Origin of the sequence: Tropicimonas sp., from assembly GCF_047971885.1 — a bacterium.
In the GTDB taxonomy this organism is placed as follows: Bacteria; Pseudomonadota; Alphaproteobacteria; order Rhodobacterales; family Rhodobacteraceae; genus Tropicimonas.
On the sequence record NZ_JBKEAE010000033.1, the window covers coordinates 1 to 26,804 of the forward strand.

24 protein-coding genes, 1 tRNA gene and 1 pseudogene are annotated in these 26,804 nt (G+C 65.7%); 15 read left to right on the forward strand and 11 right to left on the reverse strand.

The window, feature by feature from the left end; all coding sequences use genetic code 11:
* The 7 genes and pseudogenes from ACK5IR_RS04130 to ACK5IR_RS04160 form a co-directional block, all read left to right on the forward strand.
* Positions 1–132: pseudogene (locus ACK5IR_RS04130) on the forward strand (ArsR family transcriptional regulator); the annotation flags it as partial.
* 98 nt (positions 133–230) lie between these two features.
* The gene (locus ACK5IR_RS04135; RefSeq protein ID WP_416926208.1) at positions 231–1,985 is read left to right on the forward strand and encodes a sensor histidine kinase; all 1,755 of its coding nucleotides are present in this window, start codon (positions 231–233) and stop codon (positions 1,983–1,985) included.
* On the forward strand, positions 1,982–3,211 hold the full coding sequence (locus ACK5IR_RS04140) for a sigma-54-dependent transcriptional regulator (protein ID WP_416926210.1): 1,230 nt from the start codon (positions 1,982–1,984) through the stop codon (positions 3,209–3,211). The genes ACK5IR_RS04135 and ACK5IR_RS04140 overlap by 4 nt, the downstream gene beginning before the upstream one ends.
* A 246-nt stretch (positions 3,212–3,457) precedes the next feature.
* Positions 3,458–4,459, forward strand: coding sequence for a DctP family TRAP transporter solute-binding subunit (locus ACK5IR_RS04145; protein WP_416926212.1), 1,002 nt, complete (start codon positions 3,458–3,460; stop codon positions 4,457–4,459).
* Between the two features lie 113 nt (positions 4,460–4,572).
* The gene (locus tag ACK5IR_RS04150; RefSeq protein ID WP_416926214.1) at positions 4,573–5,304 is read left to right on the forward strand and encodes a TRAP transporter small permease; all 732 of its coding nucleotides are present in this window, start codon (positions 4,573–4,575) and stop codon (positions 5,302–5,304) included.
* 5 nt (positions 5,305–5,309) lie between these two features.
* Positions 5,310–6,704 (forward strand): TRAP transporter large permease, encoded by a 1,395-nt coding sequence (locus ACK5IR_RS04155; protein ID WP_416926216.1) that lies wholly within the window; start codon positions 5,310–5,312, stop codon positions 6,702–6,704.
* A 182-nt stretch (positions 6,705–6,886) separates the two neighbouring features.
* Positions 6,887–7,906, forward strand: a complete 1,020-nt coding sequence (locus ACK5IR_RS04160) for a Fe(3+) ABC transporter substrate-binding protein (protein WP_416926218.1) — start codon at positions 6,887–6,889, stop codon at positions 7,904–7,906.
* Positions 7,907–7,963: 57 nt separating this feature from the next.
* Here ACK5IR_RS04160 and ACK5IR_RS04165 read toward each other — a convergent pair whose 3' ends face one another.
* The 7 genes from ACK5IR_RS04165 to ACK5IR_RS04195 all read right to left on the reverse strand — a co-directional run bounded on the left by ACK5IR_RS04165 (position 7,964) and on the right by ACK5IR_RS04195 (position 13,331).
* A complete protein-coding gene (locus ACK5IR_RS04165; protein ID WP_416926221.1) occupies positions 7,964–9,652 on the reverse strand; it encodes an ABC transporter permease in 1,689 nt (562 codons plus the stop codon).
* 12 nt (positions 9,653–9,664) lie between these two features.
* Positions 9,665–10,414, reverse strand: a complete 750-nt coding sequence (gene tpiA, locus ACK5IR_RS04170) for a triose-phosphate isomerase (RefSeq protein WP_416926223.1) — start codon at positions 10,412–10,414, stop codon at positions 9,665–9,667.
* A gap of 104 nt (positions 10,415–10,518) precedes the next feature.
* Entirely contained in the window at positions 10,519–10,869 is a 351-nt protein-coding gene (locus ACK5IR_RS04175) for a helix-turn-helix domain-containing protein (protein WP_416926225.1), read from the reverse strand.
* A gap of 148 nt (positions 10,870–11,017) precedes the next feature.
* Positions 11,018–11,389 (reverse strand): HesB/IscA family protein, encoded by a 372-nt coding sequence (locus ACK5IR_RS04180; RefSeq protein ID WP_416926227.1) that lies wholly within the window; start codon positions 11,387–11,389, stop codon positions 11,018–11,020.
* A 51-nt stretch (positions 11,390–11,440) separates the two neighbouring features.
* Positions 11,441–12,190, reverse strand: a complete 750-nt coding sequence (locus ACK5IR_RS04185; RefSeq protein ID WP_416926229.1) for a DUF3307 domain-containing protein — start codon at positions 12,188–12,190, stop codon at positions 11,441–11,443.
* A 61-nt stretch (positions 12,191–12,251) separates the two neighbouring features.
* Positions 12,252–12,872, reverse strand: a complete 621-nt coding sequence (locus ACK5IR_RS04190) for a MarR family transcriptional regulator (protein ID WP_416926231.1) — start codon at positions 12,870–12,872, stop codon at positions 12,252–12,254.
* 96 nt (positions 12,873–12,968) lie between these two features.
* Positions 12,969–13,331, reverse strand: a complete 363-nt coding sequence (locus ACK5IR_RS04195) for an SUF system Fe-S cluster assembly protein (protein WP_416926233.1) — start codon at positions 13,329–13,331, stop codon at positions 12,969–12,971.
* A 185-nt stretch (positions 13,332–13,516) separates the two neighbouring features.
* Here ACK5IR_RS04195 and tgt point away from each other — a divergent pair, with 185 nt between their 5' ends.
* The 4 genes from tgt to cysG all read left to right on the forward strand — a co-directional run bounded on the left by tgt (position 13,517) and on the right by cysG (position 19,276).
* Complete coding sequence (gene tgt, locus ACK5IR_RS04200) at positions 13,517–14,647, forward strand: tRNA guanosine(34) transglycosylase Tgt (RefSeq protein ID WP_416926235.1); 1,131 nt, start codon at positions 13,517–13,519, stop codon at positions 14,645–14,647.
* A 213-nt stretch (positions 14,648–14,860) separates the two neighbouring features.
* The gene (gene lon / locus ACK5IR_RS04205; protein WP_416926237.1) at positions 14,861–17,266 is read left to right on the forward strand and encodes an endopeptidase La; all 2,406 of its coding nucleotides are present in this window, start codon (positions 14,861–14,863) and stop codon (positions 17,264–17,266) included.
* Between the two features lie 331 nt (positions 17,267–17,597).
* Positions 17,598–17,672, forward strand: a tRNA-Val gene (locus ACK5IR_RS04210).
* Positions 17,673–17,836: 164 nt separating this feature from the next.
* The gene (gene cysG, locus ACK5IR_RS04215; RefSeq protein WP_416926239.1) at positions 17,837–19,276 is read left to right on the forward strand and encodes a siroheme synthase CysG; all 1,440 of its coding nucleotides are present in this window, start codon (positions 17,837–17,839) and stop codon (positions 19,274–19,276) included.
* A 7-nt stretch (positions 19,277–19,283) separates the two neighbouring features.
* On the opposite strand, the gene ACK5IR_RS04220 is transcribed toward cysG, so the two are convergent.
* Complete coding sequence (locus ACK5IR_RS04220) at positions 19,284–19,736, reverse strand: hypothetical protein (RefSeq protein ID WP_416926241.1); 453 nt, start codon at positions 19,734–19,736, stop codon at positions 19,284–19,286.
* A 235-nt stretch (positions 19,737–19,971) separates the two neighbouring features.
* On the opposite strand from ACK5IR_RS04220, the gene ACK5IR_RS04225 reads away from it, so the two are divergent.
* Genes ACK5IR_RS04225 through ACK5IR_RS04235 form a run of 3 tightly spaced genes read left to right on the forward strand, consistent with a single transcriptional unit; the run spans position 19,972 to position 22,913 of the window.
* The gene (locus ACK5IR_RS04225; RefSeq protein ID WP_416926242.1) at positions 19,972–21,192 is read left to right on the forward strand and encodes an NAD-dependent epimerase/dehydratase family protein; all 1,221 of its coding nucleotides are present in this window, start codon (positions 19,972–19,974) and stop codon (positions 21,190–21,192) included.
* A gap of 6 nt (positions 21,193–21,198) precedes the next feature.
* The gene (locus ACK5IR_RS04230; protein WP_416926244.1) at positions 21,199–22,041 is read left to right on the forward strand and encodes a glycosyltransferase; all 843 of its coding nucleotides are present in this window, start codon (positions 21,199–21,201) and stop codon (positions 22,039–22,041) included.
* On the forward strand, positions 22,038–22,913 hold the full coding sequence (locus ACK5IR_RS04235; protein WP_416926246.1) for an NAD-dependent epimerase/dehydratase family protein: 876 nt from the start codon (positions 22,038–22,040) through the stop codon (positions 22,911–22,913). Before ACK5IR_RS04230 ends, ACK5IR_RS04235 begins: the two co-directional genes overlap by 4 nt.
* Before the next feature lie 12 nt (positions 22,914–22,925).
* Here the strand turns inward: ACK5IR_RS04235 and ACK5IR_RS04240 are convergent, their stop codons facing one another.
* On the reverse strand, positions 22,926–23,417 hold the full coding sequence (locus ACK5IR_RS04240) for an ureidoglycolate lyase (protein ID WP_416926248.1): 492 nt from the start codon (positions 23,415–23,417) through the stop codon (positions 22,926–22,928).
* A complete protein-coding gene (gene puuE, locus ACK5IR_RS04245; protein ID WP_416926250.1) occupies positions 23,417–24,832 on the reverse strand; it encodes an allantoinase PuuE in 1,416 nt (471 codons plus the stop codon). Before puuE ends, ACK5IR_RS04240 begins: the two co-directional genes overlap by 1 nt.
* A 93-nt stretch (positions 24,833–24,925) precedes the next feature.
* Here puuE and uraH point away from each other — a divergent pair, with 93 nt between their 5' ends.
* Positions 24,926–25,279 carry a hydroxyisourate hydrolase gene (uraH, locus tag ACK5IR_RS04250; protein ID WP_416926252.1) on the forward strand — a complete coding sequence of 118 codons (354 nt, stop codon included), beginning with the start codon at positions 24,926–24,928 and terminating at the stop codon, positions 25,277–25,279.
* Between the two features lie 26 nt (positions 25,280–25,305).
* Here the strand turns inward: uraH and ACK5IR_RS04255 are convergent.
* Positions 25,306–26,804, reverse strand: a 1,499-nt coding sequence (locus ACK5IR_RS04255; protein ID WP_416926254.1) for a translocation/assembly module TamB domain-containing protein, incomplete at its 5' end; no start/stop codon positions are given.

Consider the following 26,804-nt stretch of genomic DNA (forward strand, 5'->3'; position numbering starts at 1 on the left):
CGCGTCGCCAATGCGCGCGCCTATGACAAGTTCTACCAGGCCCTGATATCCGAGGTGCGTGTCCACAATGTGACGGCCCTGCTGTCGATGGAGGAGATCAAATCGACCACCGTGCTGCCGGTCGAGGGATAGCGCGCCGGGTGGCGATCCGGTGACGGGTGGATGGCGCGGTCTTGCGGCTTTTTTTTGCTGGCCGTCCCCTCTAGACTGCCGCGAATGGAGACCGCGCCGTGACCCGGAACCTGAGTGTCGTGCTGCTGTATCTGCTGGCTGTCGCCGGCATTTCCGGTGGTATCTGGTGGTTTGCCCTGTCGAAGGACCTCGAAACCATCTCGGCACGCGGCGAGGCGGACCTTTCGGTCGCCTCCGACCGGCTGGTCGGGCAGTTGCAGCGTTATCGCGAGGTGGCGGTCCTGCTGGCCGATCATCCGGCCGTCCGCACTGCGGTCGGGCAGGGGGAGGGTGCCGCCGCATCGGCGCTGCTGCGGACCGCCGCCGATACGACCGGTTCGCACGGGATTTTCGTCGTCGATGCGAACCGGTCGGTCCGGGCCGCATCGGAAACGGATGGCGGGGGCCGGATCGGTGATCCCGCCGTCGATCGTGCCCTGCGCGATGGCGCGCTCGGCACCGATCACGGCGTTGTCGGCACTCCGCCCGTGCGGCACTTCACCTTCGCTGCCCCGATCTATTCGCGGGACGGGCCGGTTGTGGGGGCCGTGGTCGTGCGGGCGAATATCGCGCGGATCGAAACCGAGTGGCGCGGCGATGCGATGACGGTGGCCTATACCGACGATGCGGGGCTGGTCTTCGCCTCGAACCGCACGGAATTGCTGTTTCGCCTGCGCAGTTCTGCCACCCCCGGCGCCGGCGGCCAGCCATTTCCCGACTTCCGCGCCTACAGGGTTGCGGGGCACGAGATCTGGTGGCTCGATGCCGGGCGCTACCTGCCGCGATGGGCCATCCATCTGAGCCGCCCCCTGCCGACGATCGGCATGACCGGCGAGGCGCTGGTCGATATTTCGCCCGCGATCCGGCTCGCCGGCTGGCAGGCCCTGTTCGCCGCGGCACTGGGGCTGGTTTTCGGCGCGCTGCTGTTCGTTCTTGCCGAACGGCGCCGCGCACTGGCCGAACGCCTGCGGATCGAGGCTGCCGCCAACGCGGTGCTGGAACAGCGGGTCGAGCGGCGGACGGCGGAACTGAGCGCCGCCAACCGGGCGCTCAGGCGCGAGGTGGAGGAGCGCCGCGCGACGGAAGCGGCGCTGAAACGTGCCCAGAGCGATCTGATCCTTGCCGGCAAACTGTCGGCGCTGGGGCAGATGTCGGCGGGGATCAGCCACGAACTCAACCAGCCGCTGATGGCGATCTCCTCCTATGCCGAAAACGGCGAGGCGTTTCTGGAGCGCGGCAAGCCTGCGCGCGCGGCCGAAAACCTGTCGCGCATCGCCGATCTGGCGCGCAGGATGGGGCGGATCATCCGCAACCTGCGGGCCTTTGCCCGGCAGGAGGTGCAGCCGGTGCGCCCGGTCGATCTGGGGACGGTTGTCGAGGCGGCGCTGGATTTCGCCGCCGGCCGGCTCAAACGCCATGGCGTGGACCTGGACTGGCAGCCGCCCGCCGCCCCCGTGATGGTGATGGGCGGCGAGGTCCGGTTGCAGCAGGTGGCGATGAACCTGATCTCGAACGCCATCGACGCCATGGGAGGCCGCGATGAACGGCGGCTGACCATCCGGGTGGCGGATGGGGCGCCGGTGGCGCTGACCGTTGCCGATACCGGCGGCGGGATCGCGGCGCCCGACCGGATCTTCGATCCGTTCTATTCGACCAAGGAGGTCGGAAAATCCGAGGGGATGGGGCTGGGCCTGTCGATCTCCTATCGGATCGTCGAGGGCTTCGGCGGGGCGATCCGCGGCGAGAACGATCCCCGGGGCGGGGCCGTCTTCACCGTCGAACTCAGCCCGGCGGTGCGCGAGGCGGCGGCGTGACGGTCAGGGTCCTGCTGGTGGATGACGACCGGGCGGTGCGCGATGCGCTTGCCCAGACCCTTGAACTGGCCGATCTCAGGCCGGTCACCGCCGGCAGCTATATCGAGGCCAAGGATCACGTCTCGCGCGAGTTTGCCGGCGTTGTCGTGACCGATATCCGCATGCCCGGCAAGGACGGTTTTGCGCTGCTCGATTTCGTGCGCAGCGCCGATCCCGACCTGCCGGTTATCCTGCTGACCGGCGAGGGCGACGTGCCGATGGCGGTGCGCGCGATCTCGAACGGAGCATTCGACTTTCTGGAAAAACCCTGCTCTCCCAAAGCATTGCTGACCGTTGTTCAGAAAGCACTGGCAGCACGTCATCTGGTGATGGAAAACCGGCGGCTGAAGCGCGAGCTTGATCGCGCCGACGCGGCGGCGCGCATGCTGCGCGGCACCTCGCGGCAATCCGAGGAACTGCGGCGCCGGGTGCGGATGGTTGCCCGGGCCGGGGCCGAGGTGCTGGTGACCGGGCCGCCGGGTTCGGGCACCTCGAAGGTGGCCGAGGTGATCCACCTGCTGTCGCCATCGGCCGCGCAACCGCTGGTCAAGCGGTCGGCTGCCGCGCTGACGCCGGAAACGCTGGACGAGGCGCTGCGCATCGCCGGTGCCGGCACGCTGTTTCTCGACGAGGTTTCGGTGCTCGGGCCGGCGGTGCAGTTCGTGCTGCTGGAACGGCTCGATGCCGGCGGCGACGCCCGGGTGATCGCGGGAACCTACCGCGATCTTGCGACCGAGGTTGCCGATGGGCATTTCTCGGCCGACCTGGCGATGCGGCTCGATGTGATGCGCGTCACCATCCCGCCGCTCGACGAGCGCAAGGAGGATATTCCACCGCTCTTCCGTCACTATGTGGCGCTCGCCTGCGAGCAGGCGGCACTGCCGCAGCCGGAAATCACGCCCGAGGTGATCGCCCGGCTGATGGCGCAGGACTGGCCCGGCAATGCCCGCAGCCTGATGAACGCGGCGATGCGCTTTGCCATGGGCTTCACCGATCCCGCCCCCGAGCGTGAACTGGGGCTTTCCGAGCATCTGGCGCAGGTCGAGCGCACGTTGCTGGTTGCGGCGCTCGAAAAGGCGCAGGGTCGCGCGGTCGAGGCGGCGCGGGCGCTGAAACTGCCGCGCAAGACCTTCTACGACAAGCTGGCGCGGCACGGGTTGCGGGCGGAAGATTACCGCGACGGATAATTTGTGCGAAATTCCGCACAGATCCGGAATCCGCGCGTGCGAACAACCGCACAACTGGGCAATCCCGACTTGTGCGACACATCATGATTGCCATGTAGTAATCTGAATTCAAATAGAAAATATCCACAAGCCGCAGGCGTCATTTTTTCCCTTTGTGGATTGTTCCCACTCTGCTTCCTTTTGATGCAGGGTCCGTGGAAAAATGCGGGCCGCATGCCTAATGACATGTCTTGGGAGGACGTCCGCATGAAATTCCTGACCGCCGCCACGGCCGTCGTGGCGCTGACTGTTGGTGCCGGAGCCGCGACCGCCAGTTGCGACAACGGCGAGATCGTCATCAAGTTCAGCCATGTGACCAATACCGACAAGCACCCGAAGGGGATCGCCGCGAGCATGCTGCAACAGCGCGTCAACGACGAGATGAACGGCGTTGCCTGCATGGAGGTCTATCCGAACTCGACCCTCTACAACGACGACCAGCTTCTTGAGGCGATGCTTCAGGGCGATGTGCAGATGGGCGCGCCCTCTCTGTCGAAATTCGAGAAGTTCACCAAGAAGTTCCGCATCTTCGACCTGCCGTTCATGTTCCGGGACATGGAAGCGGTCGACACGTTCCAGAACTCGGAAGCCGGACAGGCGATGATGGAGACCATGGCGCGCCGCGGGCTGCTCGGGCTTCAGTTCTGGCACAACGGGCTGAAGCAGTTTTCGGCCAACAAGCCGCTGATCGAGCCGGGCGATGCGGCGGGGCTGAAATTCCGTGTCCAGCCGTCCGACGTGCTGGTGGCGCAGATGGAGGCGCTCAAGGCCTCGCCGCAGCCGATGGCATTCTCAGAGGTGTACGGCGCGCTTCAGACCGGCGTTGTCGACGGACAGGAGAACACCTGGTCCAACATCTACGGCCAGAAGTTCTTTGAGGTGCAGGACGGCATCACCGAAACCAACCACGGGGTTCTAGACTATCTGGTGGTGACGTCGACCGACTGGTGGGAAAGCCTCGACCCGGCGGTGCGCGACCAGCTTGCGACGATCCTTGCCGAGGTTTCGGCCGACCGGAACGCGGCGATCGCCCAGGTGGACGCCGAAAACCGCCAGGCGATTCTCGATGCAGGCGGGGTAATCCGCGAACTGACGCCCGAACAGCGCCAGCACTGGGTCGACGCGATGAAGCCCGTCTGGGACCAGTTCGAAGGGGACGTGGGCGCCGACAACATCGAAGCAGCCCAGCAGATCAACAACACCATGTAAGATACTCCAGAGCCGCCACAGGGCGGCTCCTTTTTGGCACTGCGGCCCCGTTGCGGCGGGGCCGTTCTCGCCACACCGGGCCGCAGGACGCCCGGGCAACGCGGAGGAGACCCATGTCATCGCGATATGAACCCAGAACCAACCTCGGACGGCTGGTCAATACCTTCGAGGAGACGTTTATCGCGGCGCTTCTGGGGGTGATGACGATGATCACCTTCGTCAACGTCGTCATCCGGTACGTGTTCAACAGCAGTTTCGGGCGCTGGCTGGAAAAGGTTCTCGGCATCGACCTGCCGACATCGCTGATCTGGGGGCTCGAGGTCGTTCTGGTGCTGTTTGCCTGGCTGGTTCTCTACGGCATATCCTATGGCTTCAAGATCAACAGCCACCTTGGCGTCGACGCGCTGCTCAACGTCGTCAGCCGCGGCACCGGCAGGGTGCTGACGATCGTGGCGGCACTGCTCTGCGTTTTCTACGCCATGTTGCTGATGAAGGGCGCCTGGGATTACTGGGCCCCCTTCGCCGGGTTCGAGGCGACAACCGGCCGCTGGTTTCCGACCGGCTTCGATCCGGCGACCCGCGATCAAGCCTGGTACGAGACCGACCAGATCCCGATGCTGGACTGGCTGCGCTTTCTCGAACCGATCTTCAACGAAGGCGAACCCTACGAGAAACTGCCGCGCTTCATTCCCTATTTCATCCTGCCCCTTGGCGCCGCGCTGATCCTTCTCAGGGTCGTTCAGGCGACGATGCGGGTGATAAGTGGCTATCAGGAAAGCATGATCGTCAGCCATGAAGCCGAAGACGCGGTTGAAGATGTCGCCGCCATGAACCGCGAGGACTGAACCAGATGGAAGTTTTCATCCTCTTTGTCCTGATCATCGCGCTGCTGATGATCGGTGTGCCGATCGCGGTGTCGCTCGGCCTCAGTTCCATGATGTTCCTGCTGGTCTATTCGGATACCTCGCTCGCATCGATCGCCCAGACCCTCTATCAGGCGATGGCGGGGCATTACACGCTGCTGGCGATCCCGTTCTTCATCCTTGCCTCCAGCTTCATGTCGACGGGCGGCGTGGCGAAGCGGATCATCCGCTTTTCGATCGCCTGTGTCGGTCATGTGCGCGGCGGACTGGCGATTGCCGGGGTCTTCGCCTGCATGCTGTTCGCGGCGCTTTCGGGCAGTTCGCCCGCCACGGTGGTGGCCATCGGTTCGATCGTGATCGCGGCGATGCGCCAGGTGGGCTATACCAAGGATTTTGCCGCCGGCGTGATCTGCAACGCCGGGACGCTCGGTATCCTGATCCCGCCATCAATCGTGATGGTGGTCTATGCCTCGGCGACCGATGTTTCGGTGGGGCGGATGTTCCTCGCCGGCGTGATCCCCGGCCTGCTGGCCGGCGGGATGCTGATGGTGACGATCTATATCATGGCCGTCATGCGCAACATGCCCAAGGGCGAATGGCAGGGCTGGGGCGAGGTTGCCGACAGCTTTGGCGATGCCTTCTGGGGGCTGATGCTGATCGTCATCATCATGGTCGGCATCTACGGCATTCCGGGCCTGACCGGGGCGATCTTCACCCCGACCGAGGCCGCCGCCGTGGCGTCGGTCTATGCCTTCCTGATCGCGGTCTTCGTCTATCGCGACATGGGGCCACTGGCGGGCACCAACGGCGGGCATCCCGTTTCGCTGCTGCAAAAACCCTATGCGCTGGTGACCGCATGGTTTCACCGCGACACGATGCGCACCCTTCTGGACGCGGGCAAGCTGACCATCTCGCTGATGTTCATCATCGCCAACGCGCTGATCCTCAAGCACGTTCTGACCGACGAGCAGATACCGCAGCAGATCGCGAGCGCCATGCTCGACGCCGGCTTCGGCAAGATCATGTTCCTGATCATCGTCAACGTGATCCTGCTGATCGGCGGACAGTTCATGGAACCGTCGGGGCTGATCGTCATCGTTGCGCCGCTGGTCTTTCCGATCGCCATCCAGCTTGGGGTGGACCCGATACACCTCGGGATCATCATGGTGGTCAACATGGAGATCGGCATGATCACACCGCCGGTCGGTCTCAACCTGTTCGTGACCTCGGGGGTCGCGGGCATGTCGATGATGCGGGTCGTGCGTGCGGCGCTGCCGTTCCTGGCGGTGCTGTTCGTCTTCCTGATCATCGTGACCTATGTGCCGTGGATTTCGACATACCTGCCAACAACCCTGATGGGGCCGGAGATCATCACAAACTGATCCCGCCGCGCGGGGGAAGGCAGAAACTGGGCGGCCGCGCTGGCCGCCCTTTTTTCTTCCGGCGGGCGCCGAACTGGGAAGGCGTTGCCTGACAAATAACTGAGTTAAACAATAGGGAATAGCTTGACCCCCGGCCCGGCTGCCTGCAAACAGGGGCGGACGAAACGGACAGGGAGACGATCATGTTCAATTGCAAGAGCCGCGCGCTTGCCGCCGCAATGGTGGCGCTTTCCGGTGCCGCGGCGTTGGCCGAGGGTGAGCTGAACATCTATTCCTCGCGCCATTACGATACCGACGACCAGCTATACGGCGACTTCGAGGAAGCGACCGGCATCACCATCAACCGGATCGAGGGCAACGCCGACGAGTTGATCGCGCGCATGCAGGCCGAGGGGATCAACAGCCCGGCCGACGTGCTGATCACCGTCGATACCTCGCGGCTCTATCGTGCCAAGCAGGCGGGCGTGTTGCAGCCGGTCGAATCGGCGGTGCTCGAGGAGCGCATCCCCGGCTACCTGCAGGACGCCGATAACGACTGGTTCGGGTTCTCGCAGCGCTCGCGCGTGATCTTCTATGACAAGAACGGAGTGACCGATCCGCCGCAGACCTATGCCGATCTGGCCGATCCGAAATACAATGGGATGATCTGCATCCGCTCGTCGACCAACACCTACAACCAGACCCTGCTGGCCGCCGTGGTGACCCACGAGGGCGAGGAGGCCGCCAGGGCATGGGCACAGGGCGTGGTCGACAACATGGCCCGGCCGCCGCAGGGCGGCGATACCGACCAGCTTCGCGGTCTGGTGTCGGGCGAATGTGCGATTGCGGTCTCGAACACCTATTACTTCGCCCGCGCGCTCAGGACCGAGGTCGAGAGGCTTTCGGGTTCGATCGACCGGATCGGCTGGGTCTTTCCCGACCAGGACGGCAACGGCGCGCATATGAACCTGTCGGGGGCGGGGGTGGCGGCGCATGCCCCCAACCGCGAGAACGCGGTCAGGTTCCTCGAATATCTGTCGAGCGATTCGGCGCAGAGGTATTTCTCGGGCGGGAACGACGAATATCCGGCCGTCGACGGGGTAGAGATTTCGGCCTCGGTGCAGCAGCTAGGAGAGTTCAGGCGCGACGAGGTCGACCTGTCGGCGGTGGCCGAGAACCTGCCGGTCGCGCAGGTGATTTTCAACGAGGTCGGCTGGAAATAGCCACCGCCGGACGAAACGGCAGGGCGCCATCCGCACGGATGGCGCCTGGTGTTGCGGTCACTCAGCCGCTACCGGTGCCGGGCCCCAGACGCGCGAATGGCGCTCGCCCAGGTGGCGGCAGACCAGGATGACCGGCAGCAGACCGACAGCGACGATCACCAGGCTCGGAACCGCCGCACCGTCGAGCCGCTCGTCCGAGGCCAGCCGGTGCGCCTGCACCGCCAGCGTATCGAAGTTGAAGGGGCGCATGATCAGCGTCGCCGGCAGTTCCTTCATCACGTCGACAAAGACGACCAGCAGCGCGGTCAGGACCGAAGGGCGCAGGATCGGCAGGTGGACCCGGCGCAACATCTCCATCGGCGTCTTGCCTAGGGTGCGGGAAACGGCGTCGATATTGTCGTGAATGGTGCCGAGTCCGCTGTCGTAGGTGTTGAGCGCCGCCGCCAGGAACCGGACCATGTAGGCGACCACCAGAAGCCAGATCGAGCCGGTGAAGAGCAGGCCGGTCGAAAGGCCGAAGGTGCTGCGCATCCAGGCGTCGAGCGCGTTGTCAAGGGCGGCGAAGGGCACCAGCAGCCCGACCGCGATCACTCCGCCCGGTACGGCGTAGCCGATCCGGGCGAGGTGGGCGGCGGCGGACGAAACCCGCCCCGGCCACAGTCGCTGCCGGAAGCCGACCAGAACCGCCGCCAGCACCGTCAGGACCGAGGCCGTACCGGCCAGGATTACGGTATTGCGCAGGTATCCCAGATAGCGCGGGCTGAAGAGATCCTGATCCGAAGACAGCCCCATGGCGACCAGCAGCGCCACCGGCAGCAGGAAGCCGAAGGCGACGGGAAGGGTGCAGAGCATCGTCGCCCCCCAGGCGTTAAGGCCGGTCAGCCGGGTGGGTGGCAGGCGTTCGAAGCGCTTGCCGGCGGCGTGATGGCGCGCGGCGCCGCGCTGGATGCGCTCCAGCATCGCCAGCGTCAGCGCAAAACCCAGCAGGCAGAGCGCAAGCTGCGCCGCCGCCGCCCGGTCGGCCATGGTGAACCAGCTTGTGTAGATGCCGGTGGCGAAGGTCTGGACCGAGAAATACGAGACGGTGCCGTAATCGGCGATGGTTTCCATCACCGCCAGCAACACGCCGCCGGCAATCGCCGGACGCGCCATCGGCAGGCTGACGCGCAGGAACGCCGTCCATGGCCCGCGACCAAGCGCGCGCGCCGCAAGAAAGGCCGTGGCGCTCTGTTGCAGGAAGGCGGCGCGCGCCAGCAGGTAGACGTAGGGATAAAGGACGAGGATCAGCATCAGCGCCGCACCGGGTACCGAGCGGATTTCGGGAAACCAGTAGTCGCGCGGCCCCCAGCCGGTGAGCGTTCGCAGTAGGGTCTGCACCGGGCCGGGGTGATCGAGAAAGTCGGTATAGGCGTAGCCCATCACATAGGCCGGAAAGGCCAGCGGCAGGGCAAGCGCGATCTCGAACAGACGCGCGCCGGGAAACCGTGTCATGGTTACCAGCCAGGCCGCCCCGGAGCCAATGGCGGCCGTGCCGATCGCCACGATCAGTACCAGTTGCAGAGTGGTCGCGGTGTAGGTCCACAGGACCGTGTCGGCCAGGTGGCGCAGGGTCCGGGTGTTTCCGAGCAGCGCTGCGATCGCCACCGCCACCATGGGCAACAGACAGAGCAGGCCGACAACGACAGCCCCTCCGCGCAGGACGCCGGTCGCAAGCCGGTCGGCAGGTGCGGAGGGGCGTGCTTTCATGGTGCCGTTATATCAGGCGTCTTGCAGCGCGTCGATGATGGCCCCGAAATCGGCGGCCTTCAGCGAGGCGCCACCGACAAGCGCACCATCGACATTGCCGACGGCAAAGATCTCGGCCGCGTTCGACGGTTTGACCGAGCCGCCGTAGAGCAGCGACACGGTGGTGCCGACATCGCCGCCGAACCGTTCGACGAGGCGGGCGCGTATGAAATCGTGCACCTCGACGATCTGGTCGATGGTCGGAATGCGGCCGGTGCCGATGGCCCAGACCGGTTCGTAGGCGACGACCAGTGTCACGCCGGTCACGTTGTCGGGGATCGAGCCGGCAAGCTGGGTGCCGATGACGTCGAGCGTCACACCTTCGTCACGCTGGGTTTCGGTCTCGCCGACGCAGACGATCGCCACAAGCCCGGCGCCAACAGCGGCTTCGGCCTTGGCACGGACGATCGCGTCGGTTTCGCCATGGTCGGTGCGGCGCTCGGAATGGCCGACGATGACATAGGCGCCGCCCGCGTCCTTGATCATGCCGGCCGAGGTGTCGCCGGTATGCGCGCCCGATGCGGCGGCGTGGCAATCCTGCGCGCCGGTGGCGATGGGGCCGTCGCCGATGCGGCGGCTCATCCGTTCGAGCAGCGTCGCCGGCGGGCAGATCAGGATGCCGCAGTTCGGCGACGGATAGGCCGCCAGCATTGCGTCGATTTCGGCCAGCGAGGCCGAGGTGCCGTTCATCTTCCAGTTTCCGGCAGCAAGTTTCTGCGCCATGGGGTCTCTCCGGTTGGCTGACTTGGGTTGGCGTCAATTTGCAGGGGAGAGGGGGGGCGTCAAGGGCCGGAAGGCGCGGCGCATTGATGCGATGCGACGTGCGGTCAGCCGACCGGCGGGCGCAGGCCGGTGTCGCCCAGCAGCGCCGCGATCGCCCGCAGCTTCCGGTCGCGCCAGCGGGAAATCCGCTCGGCGGTGGTACGGAGCGGCAGCGCCTCGTCCGCCAGCGCCGGCCCGTCGGCGGTAAGCGCATAGGCTGCTGGCCCGTGCAGGAACAGCCACTGACCCAGCGTGCTCTCCAGCCTACCATGCCGGCGGCCAAGCGTCGGGATGCTGGTTCCGGTCTGCCCTGCTGCTGCCGAAGGCGATCCCGTCTCGGCCACCGCAAGAAAGAGGTTCAGATCGTCGAGCGGAATGTTTTTTATTCGCTTGTTGATCCGTTCTGGGAATTGCACCCGTCGTTGACCGAAAGCGCCCTGATCGAAGGATGTATCGAAAGCCTGCGCCGCCGCAAGCGGCGGTTGCGCCGGCTGGCGGCGATTTTCGGACGGCGCAAGAACCGCCAGGCGAAAACGGCCGGGGCGGGGGTTGCCAATCCGGCGGTCAGGCCGGTTTGTCTGCCGTCAGGCTCTCGTCGAACTTGATCGATTCGCCGCAGCCGCAGGCTTCGGTGACATTGGGGTTGTTGAAGCGGAAGCCGGATTCGAGCAGCGAGGTTTCATAGTCGATCTCGGTTCCGAACAGGAACATCTGCGCCCTTGGGGCGATCATCACCCGCGCGCCGTCCTGCTCGACCACCTCGTCCATCGGGTCGACGCTGTCGGCGAAATCCATTGTGTATTCCATGCCGGCGCAGCCGCCCTTCCTGACGCCGATACGCAGGCCCTGATGCCCCCTTTGCGCCATCAGGCGGTTGATCTGTGCCGCGGCACGCGGGGTCATGCTGACGGCCTGTTTGCCGGGGATGGAGAACATCGGATAGATCCTTTTTGTCAGGATACAATCTAGGCTGTACCCGGCTTCTGCTCAAGGGGCGGCGGGCAGAAGCTGCGACACCAGCCCCTGAATTCCGAATGCCACCAGCAGCGACCAGCCGACCGACGCGAGCGTGCCAATGATGACGTATTCGGCAATGCGCCGGTCGTCCCTGGTTGCGTTGAACCGCAGCAGCGACTTGGCGGCGATCAGAAAGGCGACACCGGTCGGGTGTCCGGCGACCACGAGAACGAAGGTCAGCCCGCGCTCAAGCTCGCCGATCAACCGGCCGGCATCGTTCAGCCCGCCCGACAACACGCGCGAACGGACCCAATAGCTGCGATAGGGCGCGAGAAGCTTGACGATGGCGAAGCCGCCGGCGCGAACCGCAAGGATCATGCCGGCGCTCCATGCCATCGCGACCGGCAACCACGGATCGAGCGGGTCGGGCAAAAGGCCGGGCCAGTGGCCGAGGCTCCACAGATCCGGCCGCCAGGCGGCGATGAGCAGCAGGGTCAGCAGATGCACCGCCTGGTCGGCGACATAGGGGCCAGGCCCGTCGCCCAGCCGGGCCTTGATTGCGTCGGTGACCAGATGGGTCAGAGCGAGCGCGCCCAGCGGCAGCGCCCATTGCACCACCGGTACCCACAGGCCCAGCGCGGCAATCGCGGTGAGAAACACGATCAGCATGTGCAGCAGCAAAGCGGCGGGGCGGCGCTTGTTGGCGACGATCCAGCCGGTCTGAAAGACGAAATCGGCCAGAACATGGGCCAGCAGCAGGGCGGCCAGGGTTTCGCTCATCGCGCCTGTTCCGGACGGATACCGAAAGTATTTTTGCTTTCGTTTTTGTATGGAAAGGGTTTCAACCTGCGGCATCCTCCTGCTCGATCAGCCGCAGCGCCGCGTCCAGCGCATCGAAGCCGGCGGCGGCCAGCGCCTGTGTAACGGCCTGCCGCGTTATGCCAAGCCGTTGGGCAACATCCGCATGGCGCGGCGGATCGCCGGGAACGAGCATCGGGTGAAGCGCGCGCGCCTGCGCCGCTGTCCATTCCTGCGCTATCAGGTCGGCCAGCCGCGTTGCCGCGCCGATTGCGCCCCCTGAGGCGTGACGCATCCTTTCGGGGCCGGTCATCGAATCCAGCCCGCGCCCGGCGGCAACGAACACTGCGTCTGTCGCGCTGTTGAGGTCGGGTCCGCTGCCCGGGCCGCCGGCGCCCGTCGCGATGGAAATCCGGGTCGTGATGCCCTTGCCAAGCGCGCGGATGGCGGATTGCATGTAGAGGGCGGAGCGCAGGGCGCGCACTGGCTGCGCCAGCACAACCTGCCAGCCGTCGCCGCGCTGGCGGGTAAAGCGCAGTTCCGCGCCATGCCATGTGGACATATCGCCGGCGGCGGTGGCAAGTGCCGACATCACGTCATCGAGCCGCTGCCGGGGCAGGGCGGTCGAGGCGACGATATCACCGGAAAGCACCGCAATCGGCATGATCACTCCTTTGAGACGATCATGGGCGTATTGTCGGATTTGGCAAGTCTTTTCGATTTCATATGCATTGAGAAACCGAAAAAACTTGCGGAATTGTTACATGAAACCCAGTTCCAGCCGCGCCTCGTCGGACATCATGTCCATCCCCCAGGGCGGATCCCAAGTCAGATCCACATCCACCTGCTTGACGCCGGGAAGCGGTTCGATGGCTTCGGCCACCCAGCCGGGCATCTCGCCGGCCACCGGGCATCCGGGGGCGGTGAGGGTCATGATGACCCGCACTTCCGATTCGTCGCTGATGTCGATCGTATAGACCAGCCCCAGATCGTAGATGTTCACCGGAATCTCCGGGTCATAGACGGTGCGGCAGGCCTCGACGACGGAATCGTAGAGCGGATGGTCGGTGCTGGAGGGCCGGATCAGCGGCTCCCCTTCCATTGGGGCGGTCTCGGCGGTCATTTCCTCTCCCGGTGCGGAGAATTTGTTGACCGATTATATAAGGAACGCGCGCGCTCCGGTCCACCCCTAGCTGTCGGTCCCGGTGCCTCAGCGTGAAACGGGGAACCGTCAGCCTGAACGCAACGCCGGTCAGGGCGGTTTCGCTGCCTCTTGGCATTTTCGCCCCGCCGCGTAGAAGGCGGGTCATGACAGAGCGATTTTCCTTTTCCCTTCTGGCGACCGATGGCAAGGCGCGGCTGGGCGTGATCTCGACCCCGCGCGGCGAAATCCGCACGCCCGCCTTCATGCCGGTCGGCACGGCGGGCACGGTCAAGGCGATGATGCCGGAAAGCGTGCGTGCGACCGGGGCCGATATCCTGCTTGGCAACACCTATCACCTGATGCTGCGCCCGACCGCCGAGCGGATCGACCGTCTGGGCGGCCTGCACCGGTTCATGAACTGGGATCGCCCGATCCTGACCGACTCGGGCGGGTTTCAGGTGATGAGCCTGAGCGATCTGCGCAAGCTGACCGAGGACGGCGTGACCTTCCGCAGCCATGTCGACGGCTCCAGGCATTTTCTCGGCCCCGAGCGGTCGATGGAAATCCAGCGCCTGCTGGGATCGGACATCGTTATGTGCTTCGACGAATGTCCCGCCCTGCCGGCGGACGAGGCGCGGGTGGCCGAAAGCATGCGGCTGTCGATGCGCTGGGCGGCACGGTCGCGCGACGCCTTTGGCGACCGGCCGGGGCATGCGCTGTTCGGCATCCAGCAGGGCGGCGTCACGCACGACCTGCGCGCCGAAAGCGCCGAGGCGCTGCGGGCCATCGGATTCGATGGCTACGCGCTCGGCGGGCTTGCGGTGGGCGAGGGGCAGGAGGCGATGTTCGGCGTTCTGGACTTTGCCCCCGACATGCTGCCCGCCGACCGGCCGCGTTATCTGATGGGGGTCGGCAAGCCCGACGATATCGTCGGCGCGGTCAGGCGCGGTGTCGACATGATGGATTGCGTTCTGCCGTCGCGCTCGGGGCGGACGGGGCAGGCGTTTACCCGGCGCGGTGTGGTCAACATCAAGAACGCCCGCCATCAGGACGACCCGCGCCCGCTGGACGAGGCCTGCACCTGCCCGGCCTGCCGCAACTATTCGCGTGCCTATCTGCACCATGTCTTTCGCGCGAAGGAGATCATCTCGTCCATGCTGCTGACCTGGCACAACCTTCGGTATTTTCAGGACATCATGCAGGGAATGCGCGAGGCCATCGCGGCCGGAGAGTTCGCCGCGTGGCAGGCCGGGTTCGAAGCGGCGCGCGCCGAAGGCGATATCGAGCCGCTGTAGGGACGGCCGGGTCCGTGCGATTGCCGGCATCGTGAACGGGCTGTGGGCAAATGTCGGCTTGCCCCGACCGCCGGCGAAGCGCATGAATGACCGGATGATTGTCCGGTTGAATATTCCCCGCGGGATACCCAATTGAACCAAACATGAACGGAGAAGGCCGAGCGCTGCCGAAAATCGGGGCCGGTGCCTTCTTGCCAGAACAGGAAGTCGAGCATGCAAGAGTCTTTGAGCCAATCGTATCCGGTGCTGCCGCTGCGGGACATTGTGGTATTTCCCCACATGATCGTTCCGCTGTTCGTCGGCCGGGAAAAATCCGTCCGCGCGCTGGAAGAGGTGATGCAGGACGACAAGCAGATACTTCTGGCCAGTCAGATCGATCCGTCCGATGACGATCCGACGACCGAAGGGATATACCGGACGGGCGTTCTCGCCAACGTGTTGCAATTGCTGAAACTGCCCGACGGCACGGTGAAGGTGCTGGTCGAGGGGATCGGCCGTGTTCGTATCGCGTCCTATCTGGAGAACGACGAGTTCTTCGAGGCGCGGGCCGAGGCGCTGCAGGAGGAAACCGGCGACGAGGAAACCGTGCGGGCGCTGATCCGCTCGGTGGCCGAGGAGTTCGAGCGCTACTCCAAGATAAAGAAGAACATCCCCGAAGAGGCGCTGACCGCGGTGGCCGGAACACGCGATGCCGCGCGGCTCGCCGATCTGGTCTCGGGGCACCTCGGCCTTGAGGTGGCGCAGAAGCAGGAGCTTCTGGAGACGCTTTCCGTCGCCGAGCGGCTGGAAAAGGTCTATGGCCTGATGCAGGGCGAGATGTCGGTTCTTCAGGTCGAGAAGAAGATCAAGACCCGCGTCAAGAGCCAGATGGAGCGCACCCAGCGCGAATATTACCTCAACGAGCAGATGAAGGCGATCCAGCGCGAGCTGGGCGATGGCGAGGAAGGCCAGAACGAGGTTGCCGAGCTCGAGGCGAGGATCGCCGCCACCAAGCTGTCGAAAGAGGCGCGCGAAAAGGCCGAGGGCGAGTTGAAGAAGCTGCGCAACATGAGCCCGATGTCTGCCGAGGCGACGGTGGTGCGCAACTACCTCGACTGGATGCTGTCAATCCCGTGGGGCACCAGATCCCGCGTCAAGAAAGACCTGCACAAGGCGCAGGAGGTGCTCGATAACGATCACTTCGGGCTCGAGAAGGTCAAGGAACGCATCGTCGAATATCTGGCCGTGCAGCAGCGCAGCCAGAAGCTCAAGGGGCCGATCATGTGCCTTGTCGGGCCTCCGGGTGTCGGCAAGACATCGCTCGGCAAATCGGTCGCGCGGGCAACAGGGCGCGAGTTCATCCGCATTTCGCTCGGCGGCGTGCGCGATGAGAGCGAGATCCGCGGCCACCGGCGGACCTATATCGGCTCGATGCCGGGCAAGATCATCCAGGCGCTGAAAAAGGCGAAAACCACCAATCCGCTCATCCTGCTCGACGAGATCGACAAGATGGGGCACGATTTCCGTGGCGATCCGGCCTCGGCGATGCTGGAAGTGCTCGATCCGGAACAGAACTCGACCTTCGTCGATCACTATATGGAGGTGGAATACGACCTCTCGAACGTGATGTTCCTGACGACGGCGAACAGCTACAACATGCCGAGCCCGCTGCTCGACCGGATGGAGATCATCCCGCTTGCCGGCTACACCGAAGACGAGAAGCGCGAGATCGCCAAGCGCCATCTGCTTGCCAAGCAGACCAGGAACCACGGCCTGAAACCGTCGGAGTTCGAACTGACGGACGAGGCGCTGACCGAAATCATCCGGACCTATACCCGCGAGGCGGGGGTGCGGAACCTCGAGCGCGAGATCGCCAAGCTCTGCCGCAAGGCGATCACCCGGATCGTCAAGAAAGAGGGCGACAAGGTTGTCGTCCATCCGGCCGATCTGGAGGAATATCTCGGGGTGAAGCGGTTCCGCTACGGTCTGGCCGAGAAGGAAGACCAGATCGGCGTGGTCACCGGCCTTGCCTGGACCAGCGTCGGCGGCGACCTGCTGTCGATCGAGGCGCTGAAACTGCCCGGCAAGGGGCGGATGAAGACCACCGGCAAGCTGGGCGACGTGATGAGGGAATCGATCGAGGCCGCGTCCTCGTTCGTGCGGGCGATCAGCCCCGAGATCGGGGTGAAGCCGCCGGTATTCGAGAAGATCGACATCCACGTCCACGTCCCCGAAGGCGCCACACCCAAGGACGGGCCGAGCGCCGGCGTTGCGATGGTGACTTCCATCGTCTCGGTGCTGACGCAGATACCGGTGCGCAAGGACATCGCCATGACCGGCGAGGTAACGCTGCGCGGCAACGTGCTGCCGATCGGCGGGCTCAAGGAGAAACTGCTCGCCGCCTTGCGCGGGGGCATCACCACGGTTCTCATCCCCGAGGAAAACGCCAAGGATCTGCCCGAGATCCCCGACAACGTGAAAGAGGGGCTGACGATCATCCCCGTAGCGCACGTGCGCGACGTGCTGAAGAACGCGCTGGTGCGGATGCCCGAACCCATCGAATGGGACCCGGCGGCAGAGGAAGCGGCGGCGCTGGCGGCCAAGGCCGACATCGACAGCCCGGCCGCCACGGCACACTGAGCGGACCGGCAACCAGATGGAAGGCGCGGCTTCGGCCGCGCCTTTTCGTTTGTCTGACAGGCTGCCGCCGGTCGGCTCACCGGCTGCTGTCCAGTGACCGAATGTGGGCGAAAAATACGGAAAACCGCGTATCGGCCCGGCCGGTCGGCATGACGGCCTGCGCGAAAGGGCGTTTGGCATCGAACAGCTGTACGTATCTGCGGCCTTGTCACCATACGTGACAGGGCAGAAACAGGCGCGGCGTGCCGTCGAGGCAATGGCGGCAGTGACAGTCCAGCAGGGAAAATCCCGCTTGCAGCCTTCGGGCGGGGCGGCTAAGGACAGCGCCCAAGGGTGATTAGCTCAGTGGTAGAGCGCTTCGTTCACATCGAAGATGTCGGGGGTTCAAATCCCTCATCACCCACCATTCGGTCAACGCTGTGCGCGCTGCGGAACCGCGCCGGTTCATGGAACGCCATTTCGCGCCTTGCAATCGGCCAAAGCCAGGCGCGGCAGCGGGGATATTGACTGGACGGCGTTCTTCTCTCCGTGCGATCAGTGCACTCCTGCAAGGGCCGGACGGGGAAGCCCATGGATACGCTGCCGATCTTTCTGAAAATCCGCGATCGCGACGTGCTGGTCGATGGTGGCGGTACCGTCGCCGCGCGGCGGATCGAACGGGCGCTGTCGGCCGGGGCGCGGGTGTCGGTCTTCGATCCGGACCCCGGAGACGAGGTTCTGCGGCTGCTTGCCGCCGGCGCCGGCGGGCTGCGCCACGAGCGGCGCGTGCCGTGCCTGAAAGACGTGTCGGGCTGTTGCGTCGTCTGGGGTGTCTCGGGCGATGCCGCGCGCGATGCCGCGCTTTACCAATGGTCGCGACAGGCCGGCGCGCTGTGCAATATCGCCGACCGGCCCGATCTGTGCGACTTCATCACCCCGTCGATTGTCGATCGCGCGCCGGTGGTGGTGGCAATCTCGACCGGTGGGGCGGCACCGGTCATCGCCCGTACGCTCAGGGCGCGGATCGAGACCATGCTGAAACCCTCCTACGGCAGGCTCGCCGCCTTTGCCGGCGGCTTCCGCGAGCGGATCGCCGCAACGATAAGCGACGGGCGCGAACGGCGGCGTTTCTGGGAGCGGCTGATCGACGGGCCGGTTGCCGATGTCTTTCTGGCCGGCGATAGCGAGGGGGCAACCGCCCTGTTCGAGGCCGACCTGCGCCGGGCTGCTGACGGGGTTGCGCCGCCGGGCGAGGTCTGTCTGGTGGGTGTCGGGCCGGGCGACCCCGATCTTCTGACATTCCGTGCGCTGCGACTGATGCAGCGGGCCGATGTGGTGCTCTACGACCGCGAGATCGGGAGCGATATCCTGTCGCTCGTCCGCCGCGATGCCGAACGTGTCTTTGTCGGGCGGGGGCCGGGCGGTCATGTGGCGCCGCAGGCCGATGTGGCGCGCATCATGGCCGATCTGGCGGGGCGAGGGAGCCGTGTCCTCCGTCTCAAGGCGGGCGATCCGTTCGTCTTCGGTCGCGGCGCCGAGGAGGTCGGGGCGGCGCTTGCCGCCGGTATTCCGCTGCGGGTGGTGCCGGGAGTGACGGCGGCGCAGGGCTGCGGAGCCTATGCGGGCATACCGCTGATCCATGCCGATCACGCCAGTTCCTGCCTGATGCTCGGCCTGCACGGCAGGGATGGGCTGTCCGGGCTCGACTGGCGCGCGATGGTCCGGCCGTCGCAGACGCTGGCAGTCTATATGGGCCTGTCGAAGCTGGAGGGGCTGATCGCCGGGCTGCGCGACCACGGTATGCCGGCACAAACGCCGGTTGCGGTGATCGAGAACGGCACCCGGCCCGGGCAGCGCGTCATTGCCGGCACGCTGGCCGATATCGTTGCCGGTGCGCGCGCGGCAGGAGCGGCGAGCCCGGCGATGATCCTTGTCGGCGGGGTTGTCGGCCTGCGCGATGTTCTGGCCGGTGCGGCGCGGTCGCAGGCGGACACCACGCATATGATGTCGCTGGCGCCGACACGCGCGTGATCCGCGCTCAGTCGGGTTCAGGCGCGATGGAGGGGGTGCAGTTCGCCAGTGCCGAGATCTCGTTGGCGAATGCGCCTGCGACAGCGGCAATCGCCCTTTCCGGTGCCAGCCGTGCCGCGCCGATCTGCTCGCGCAGGGCGGCGGCGCGCGTCTGAAGGGTGTCGAGCCGTGCGTCGATCGCGGCAAGCTGTCCGGTTGCGCCATCGGCCAGTTCCCCGGTGCCGACCGCTGCCAGATCGCTGCGCAAGCCGGCAATCTGATCGGTCATCTCGCGGACCTCTTCGCGCAGGGGGGCGGCATCCAGTGCGCTCTGCGTCACGTTTGTGGCGATATCGTTCACCGTGCCGGCCAGCCGCAGGCCGAGAAACAGGCAGAGCGCGATCAGGATCAGCGTCGCGTTGAGCATCGCGAGCACGATGTTGCCAAGACTGCGCCACAGGCGGGTGCTGAAATCGGACATCCGGATTCCTCGCGGTTCTGGGATTTTCGCCAATCTAGCCTGTGCCGGCGAGTTGCGATAGGTAGGGGCAGATCGGGGCGTGCCGGATTTCGGCAAATCCGGAATTTCCGGCCGCGACCCCGAAAACCGCCCGTTTGGTTCCGTCCTGTCGCATTCCTTTCATTCGGCGGGCATATCGGGCAGAGAGACGACACTGGCGGACGAAAGACGGCGCGCCGCCTGCAAGGAGACGAAGATGCGTATTGCGATTCTCGGGGGAGACGGGTTCTGCGGCTGGCCGACCTCGTTGCACCTGTCCAACCTCGGGCACGAGGTTCACATCGTCGACAACCTGTCGCGTCGCTGGATCGACACCGAACTGGGGGTGCAGTCGCTGACGCCGATGGATTCGATCCAGGAACGGTGCCGCATCTGGAAACAGGTCTCGGGCAACGAGATCCGCTTTCACCTGCTCGATATCGCCAGGGAGTATCAGCGCCTGCGGCTGTGGCTCGACGAATACCGCCCCGACGCGCTGATCCATTTCGCCGAACAGCGCGCCGCGCCCTATTCGATGAAATCCGACCGCCACAAGGTCTATACCGTCGACAACAACGTCAGCGCCACGCACAACCTGCTGACCGCGCTGGTCGAAACCGGCATCGACGCGCATCTGGTCCATCTGGGCACGATGGGGGTCTATGGCTATTCCAGCGTCGGCGCGGCGATCCCCGAGGGGTATCTCGACGTCGAGATCGAGAACCTCGAAGGCGAGAAGAAGGGGCTGGAGATCCTCTATCCGACACGGCCCGGTTCGGTCTATCACATGACCAAATCGCTCGATCAGATCCTGTTCCAGTTCTACGCCCAGAACGACGGGCTGCGTATCACCGACCTGCATCAGGGTATCGTCTGGGGTACCCACACCGACCAGACCCGCCGCCACGAGCAGCTTATCAACCGCTTCGACTATGACGGCGATTACGGCACGGTGCTCAACCGGTTCCTGATTCAGGCGGCGATCGATTATCCGCTGACCGTGCACGGCACCGGCGGGCAGACGCGCGCCTTCATCCACATACAGGATACCGTGCGCTGCATCGAACTGGCGCTGAACGACGCGCCGGCCTCGGGGGACAGGGTGAAGATCTTCAACCAGATGACCGAGACCCACCGGGTGCGCGACCTGGCCGAACTGGTGGCCCGGATGTCGGGCGCGCGCGTCGCATACCTGCCCAACCCGCGCAAGGAAGCGGCCGAGAACGACCTGATTGTCCGCAACGACAGCTTCCTCGCACTCGGGCTCGATCCGGTCAGGTTGCAGGAGGGTCTGCTGGACGAGATCGTCGAGGTGGCGCGGAAATACGCCCACCGGATCGACCGCAAGCATGTACCGGCGGTTTCGGCCTGGACCCGCGACATCGCCCGACGCGTGGTGCACGACCCCGAGGCGGTTCACCTGAAGTCGGTTTCCTGATCTGCCATGGCCGAGGGACTGAGCGCAAACCGCCCGCCGTCGAACCGTGCCGCCTATGTGACGCTGGTCACCAACGCCGATTATGCGCTCGGTGCGCGGGCGCTGCTGCGTTCGATCGCCCTCACCGGCTCCGAGGCCGATTGCGTGGTGCTGCACACCGCCGGTGTCGATGGCACGGCGCTGGAGCCGCTGGCGGCGATGGGGGCGCGGCTGGTCGAAACCTCGCTCCTGCCGACATCGGACAGCTTCAACACCGCCCATGCCCATGCGCGGCTGCACGGGGTCGCGCCCTTCACCAGGGGTGAGAAGCCGCCCTTTCACACGCCGCTCGACAATTTCGTCAAGCTGCGGTTGTGGCAACTCGAGGAATACGAGGCCGCCGTCTTCATCGACGCCGATACGCTGGTGCTGAAAAACTGCGACCGGCTGTTCCACTATCCGGAGTTTTCCGCCGCGCCGAACGTCTACGAAAGCCTGGCCGATTTTCACCGCATGAATTCGGGCGTGTTCACCGCACGGCCGCATCGGGCGACCTTCGAGGCGATGCTCGTCGAACTGGATACACCCGGCGCCTTCTGGCGGCGCACCGATCAGACATTTCTGCAACATTTCTTTCCCGACTGGCACGGGCTGCCGGTGTTCGACAACATGCTGCAATATGTCTGGTTCAACATGCCGGAACTCTGGGACTGGCCGTCGATCCATATCCTGCATTACCAGTATGAAAAGCCCTGGCAGGATCCACATCCCAAGGCCGGCAGGCTCGCGCCGCTGATCGCGCTGTGGGAGGCGTTTGCCGGCGACGGACCGGTTCCGGTCATCGCCTCGCTGCCCGGTCCGCTCGCATGAGGCTGGCGGTCACCGGTGGCACGGGGCTGGTGGGCCGCTTCATCGTCGAGGCAGCACTGGCAGCGGGGGCGGCGGTGACGGTTATGTCGCGCAATGCCCCGCCACCGGGTTTCTTCAGCGCGCCGGTTGCGCATCTTCCGTACGATCTGGCGGGCGCTGTGCAGCTTCCCGAGGGGTGCGATGCGCTGGTTCACGCCGCCTTCAGCCACCTTCCCGGCCGCTACCGGGACGGCGAGGGGAATGATCCGGCCGGGTTTTTGCGCACCAACCTCGACGGCACGCTGCGCCTGTTCGGAACGGCGCGCAGGAGCGGTGTCGCGCGGCTGGTCTTTGTGTCCTCGCGCGCCGTCTATGGCGGCTATCCGCAGGGCACGCGGCTCTTCGAGGACATGCCGCCGCGCCCGGACACGCTCTATGGCGAGGTCAAGCTCGAGGCCGAAGCCGCGCTGGCCGCCATGGCGGCGCCGGGTTTCCAGACCGTCAGCCTGCGCGCGACCGGTGTCTACGGCCCGGCCGGGCCGGGCCAGCGGCACAAGTGGCAGGGGTTGTTCGACGATTTTCGCAACCGCCGGGCCATTGCCCCGCGTATTGCCACCGAGGTCCACGGCGACGATCTGGCCCGCGCGGTTCTGGCGGTTCTGACCGGGGCGGGTGCCGGGCCGGCGCGCATCCTCAATGCGTCGGACATCGTGCTCGACCGGCGGGATTTGCTGGCCGAGGTTCAGAAACTCGCCGGCTGGACCGGCGATCTGCCGGAGCGCGCCGATGCCAGCCGGGTCAGCGCGATGGATTGCACCGGTCTTCGCCTGATGGGCTGGCAGCCCGGCGGGATCGCTGCCCTGCACGCCAGCCTGCCGGCGATGCTGACCTGAGCCGCCCGCCGTTCAGACCGGCGTGCCGACCACCTGCCACGGTGTCTCATAGGTGAATTCCTCAAGGTTCCCGCCCGGACCGATCCGGTCGATCACGGCGAAATATCCCGGCGCGTGCAGCGGTGTCAGAACCCCGTGCCAGGTGCCGCGATGGAGGTTCACCGCCTGACCGGCCCCGGTCAGGAAGGCCAGCGGCGCGCCCGGTATCCCGCCCTGATCCGGCGCGACGATCACCAGAAACGGGTGAAGCGACATCGGAACGAATGCCTGGCTGCCCGAGGGGTGCCGTTCGACCAGATCGAAGGTATGGGGCAGGGTGCGCGGTTCGGCATGAAACAGGCTGATCCCGACCTGCCCGTCGCCGAAATCGAGTCGGGCGCGATCGTGATAGCGGCGGCAGGACCCGCCGTTGATGAGCCTGTCCGGCGCGCCGTCGAATGCCAGCACGTCGCCAAAGGGGGCAAATGCGCCGGCCGTCAGCGGTTGCGCGGATATCCGCTGCATCAGAAATCCATCGCTGCAAGGCGCAACTGCGCGATCCGCTCGACCTGACGGCAGGCCTCGGCGAATTCGGTTTCCGCGTCGTTGTCGAGCCGCTCCTCGAAGGCGGCGAGGATGCCCTTCCTGTCGTGGTCGCGCACCGCGATGATGAAGGGAAAACCGAAGGTGGCGGTATAGGCGCGATTGAGCCGGAAGAACGCATCGCGCTCCTCGTCGGTCAGCGCGTCGAGCCCGGCGCTTGCCTGTTCGGCGCTGCTGTCGGCGGTAAGCCGCCGCGCCGCGGCCAGCTTGCCGGCAAGGTTGGGGTGGGCGCGCAGTACGCCCAGCCGCTCGTCATCGCTTGCATTGCGAAAGGCGCGGGCAAGCGCCGAATGCATGCCGATGGCGGTATCGTGCGCCGGCCCCAGCTCCAGATCGAAGGCGCGTTCGGCGATCCACGGCGAATGCTCGTATATGCCGCCGAAGGTTTTGACAAAGCGCGCCCGGTCCATCCGGCTGGGCCGCAGGCCGCGCTTCGGCGGGTGGGTGGCGCGCCAGTGGCGGGCAATGTCGATGCGGCGCGCGAACCAGACATCCTGCCGGGCGGCGGCGTAGTCGAGAAAGCGCTGCAACGCCATCACCCGTCCTGGCCGACCGATCAGCCGGCAATGCAGCCCGACCGACAGCATCCCGGGCCGCCCCGCCATGCCCTCGGCATAGAGACAGTCGAAACTGTCCTTCAGATAGGTGTAGAACTGATCGCCCGAGTTGAACCCCTGCGGCGTGGCAAAGCGCATGTCGTTGGCATCGAGCGTGTAGGGCACGATCAGTTGATCGCGCCCGTCGACTTCGATCCAGTAGGGCAGGTCGTCGTCATAGGTGTCGGCGATATAGTCGAACCCGCCCTCGCGCGCGGCCAGTTCCACCGTCTGCATCGAGCAGCGCCCGGTGTACCAGCCGTGCGGGCGCTCGCCCGTCACTTCGGTGTGCAGGCGGATGGCCTCGGCCATCTGCGCGCGCTCTTCCCCGGGCGGCATGTCCTTGTGCTCGATCCATTTCAGCCCGTGGCTGGCAATTTCCCACCCGGCCTGCTTCATCGCCTCGACCTGTGCCGGCGAGCGGGCGAGCGCGGTGGCGACGCCGTAAACGGTGATCGGAATGCCGCGCCCGGTGAACAGGCGATGCAGGCGCCAGAACCCGGCGCGGGCGCCATATTCGTAGATCGATTCCATGTTCCAGTGGCGCTGACCGGGCCACGGCGCGGCGCCGACGATTTCGGACAGGAACGCCTCGGAGGCCGCATCGCCGTGCAGCGTGCAGTTCTCGCCGCCTTCCTCGTAGTTCAGAACGATCTGGACAGCGATCTTTGCGCCGCCCGGCCAGTGCGCCGCCGGCGGGGTGGCGCCATGGCCGTGCATGTTGCGGGGATAGCGGTTCATCGCCCCTCCTTCCAAATCCGTTGCGGGGGATCCCTTGCACCCCCGGCACTTTCCCGCCTTGATGAGATGGACGCAAGAGAGGCGGAGGGTCAATTGCCGGGATATCTGACGACACATGTGCTCGATACGGCGCTTGGCCGGCCGGCCGGGGGGGTTGCGATCACGCTTTACCGGCTGACCGGCGAGACACGCGAGCAGGTTGCCGGGGCGGCCACAAACGCCGACGGCCGCACCGATGCGCCCATCCTGCCCGAGGCGGGCTTCGTCCCGGGTATCTATGAACTGGTCTTTTCTGCCGGCGACTATCTGCGCAAAACCGGGCAGGCAGGCGCCGAGCCGCTGTTTCTCGACCGGATCCCGATCCGCTTCGGCATGGCGGAACACGGCCACTATCACGTGCCGCTGCTGCTGTCGCCCTACGGCTACGCGACCTATCGGGGAAGCTGACCGGCTGCCTGCCGGCGGACAGCCGGTCAGTAGTCGCGTTCGAAATAGATGCCGATGCCGGAATCGCCGGTGGAATCGGTCGAGCCGCGCACCGTCAGGCTGCGGCTCAGGTCGATGTTCAGGTTGATCACCGTGCCGCCGTCGCCGCCAACCACCACCTCGGTGTAGATGTTGTCGGCAAGGTATTTGCCGGCCCGCACTTCGGTATCGCCGTCGGCACCGGTGGCAACGTCGAGATCGTCGAGCCCGAGCCCCTGCCGCAGCCCGCCCAGCAGGCCGGGGCCGCTGGCCCGCCCCGTCAGTGTGGCGACCGCGCTGGCCAACTGGACGGCCTGGAAGGGCGACAGGTCGTTCATGCCCTTGCCGAACAGGAAATGCGCCAGCACTTCGTCCTGCGGCAGGTTGGGAACCGACGAAAGCTCGAATTCCGGGTCGTCGACCGGGCCGGTGATCGAGACGTTGAAGACGAAATCGTCGCGCGAGGAGGATGCGTTGAGATCGAGCCACGGCACCAGCCCGCCGGCAAGCGAAACAGACCCCTGATTGAGATCCAGCCGGCGGCCGAGAATGTCGAGCCGGCCGCGGATCACGTCGATCTGCCCCACCGGCTGCGGATCGCTCGTCGTTCCCCTGACATGGAATGTGCCACCCATCTCGGCATCGAGCCCGCGGCCGCGGATGAATATCTGGCTCGGGGCGTTGATCGTGACATCGAGCCCGTAGCCCCGCCTGCCACGCTGGCCCGGTGTACCGCCGGATTTCGGCTTGTCCTCGACCAGCCCGGCCCGCTTGCGGGTCAGGAACACGTCGCCAGGTTCGTTGACATGGCGGATATCGGGAATCGACCCGCCAAAGCCGAGCCCGCCATCGGGAACCCGGATTTCGGTGCTGCCGATATTGATCTGCCCGGCAATGTTCGCCGCCCCGGCGAGCGGCCCGCGCAGCGTGACGCCGCCGTCGAGCGTCGAGCGGTAGAGCAGCGGATCGGTCAGTACGAACCGGTCGAGCCGCGCCTGCAGATCGGCATTCAGGTTGCCCAGTTGCAGCGTTCCGTCGATGCTCAGGGTTCCGCCGGCCTGACCTTCGCCGCTGGCGTCGATCCGGATCTGGTCGCCGCTCATACGCACCTGAACGCCGATGTCGTTCAGCGTCTGTTGCAGCGTCGGCAGCGACAGGGTTGCCCCCGCCACGCTGGCGGTGCCCGAAACCGATTGCAGGGCGGGCGGCCCCTTGACCGAAATGTCGAAGCTGGCCGTGGCGGCAACCGTGTTGGGCGCCATGAAGCGGTTGACGATACCCAGCGGAACCGTGCCGCGCGCGTTCAGGTCGAGCGTCCTGAAATCTGGCGCGATCGTTCCGGCAACCGTACCCGATGCCCGTTCGGGGCCGTTGCTGTCGAGTTTGACGGAATAGCCGCCGGCCGTCTGTTCGACGCGGCCGCGCGCATCGACACTGCCCGTGACCCCCGGTGCGAAGGGCGAGATCGAGGGCATCGAAAGGGTGAAATCGGCGGCCAGTGCCGCAC

What these genes read in the sequence shown, in the direction of transcription:
- ACK5IR_RS04145 (WP_416926212.1), top strand. Translation starts at nt 3,458, where the DNA reads ATGAAATTCCTGACCGCCGCCACGGCCGTCGTGGCGCTGACTGTTGGT.
- ACK5IR_RS04190 (WP_416926231.1), bottom strand. Translation starts at nt 12,872, where the DNA reads ATGCCGATTGCGGTGCTTTCCGGTGATATCGTCGCCTCGACCGCCCTG.
- puuE (WP_416926250.1), bottom strand. Translation starts at nt 24,832, where the DNA reads ATGAACCGCTATCCCCGCAACATGCACGGCCATGGCGCCACCCCGCCG.
- ACK5IR_RS04160 (WP_416926218.1), top strand. Translation starts at nt 6,887, where the DNA reads ATGTTCAATTGCAAGAGCCGCGCGCTTGCCGCCGCAATGGTGGCGCTT.
- ACK5IR_RS04220 (WP_416926241.1), bottom strand. Translation starts at nt 19,736, where the DNA reads ATGTCCGATTTCAGCACCCGCCTGTGGCGCAGTCTTGGCAACATCGTG.
- tgt (WP_416926235.1), top strand. Translation starts at nt 13,517, where the DNA reads ATGACAGAGCGATTTTCCTTTTCCCTTCTGGCGACCGATGGCAAGGCG.
- ACK5IR_RS04195 (WP_416926233.1), bottom strand. Translation starts at nt 13,331, where the DNA reads ATGACCGCCGAGACCGCCCCAATGGAAGGGGAGCCGCTGATCCGGCCC.
- lon (WP_416926237.1), top strand. Translation starts at nt 14,861, where the DNA reads ATGCAAGAGTCTTTGAGCCAATCGTATCCGGTGCTGCCGCTGCGGGAC.
- ACK5IR_RS04225 (WP_416926242.1), top strand. Translation starts at nt 19,972, where the DNA reads ATGCGTATTGCGATTCTCGGGGGAGACGGGTTCTGCGGCTGGCCGACC.
- ACK5IR_RS04155 (WP_416926216.1), top strand. Translation starts at nt 5,310, where the DNA reads ATGGAAGTTTTCATCCTCTTTGTCCTGATCATCGCGCTGCTGATGATC.
- ACK5IR_RS04180 (WP_416926227.1), bottom strand. Translation starts at nt 11,389, where the DNA reads ATGTTCTCCATCCCCGGCAAACAGGCCGTCAGCATGACCCCGCGTGCC.
- ACK5IR_RS04235 (WP_416926246.1), top strand. Translation starts at nt 22,038, where the DNA reads ATGAGGCTGGCGGTCACCGGTGGCACGGGGCTGGTGGGCCGCTTCATC.
- tpiA (WP_416926223.1), bottom strand. Translation starts at nt 10,414, where the DNA reads ATGGCGCAGAAACTTGCTGCCGGAAACTGGAAGATGAACGGCACCTCG.
- ACK5IR_RS04230 (WP_416926244.1), top strand. Translation starts at nt 21,199, where the DNA reads ATGGCCGAGGGACTGAGCGCAAACCGCCCGCCGTCGAACCGTGCCGCC.
- ACK5IR_RS04165 (WP_416926221.1), bottom strand. Translation starts at nt 9,652, where the DNA reads ATGAAAGCACGCCCCTCCGCACCTGCCGACCGGCTTGCGACCGGCGTC.
- cysG (WP_416926239.1), top strand. Translation starts at nt 17,837, where the DNA reads ATGGATACGCTGCCGATCTTTCTGAAAATCCGCGATCGCGACGTGCTG.
- ACK5IR_RS04240 (WP_416926248.1), bottom strand. Translation starts at nt 23,417, where the DNA reads ATGCAGCGGATATCCGCGCAACCGCTGACGGCCGGCGCATTTGCCCCC.
- ACK5IR_RS04185 (WP_416926229.1), bottom strand. Translation starts at nt 12,190, where the DNA reads ATGAGCGAAACCCTGGCCGCCCTGCTGCTGGCCCATGTTCTGGCCGAT.
- ACK5IR_RS04150 (WP_416926214.1), top strand. Translation starts at nt 4,573, where the DNA reads ATGTCATCGCGATATGAACCCAGAACCAACCTCGGACGGCTGGTCAAT.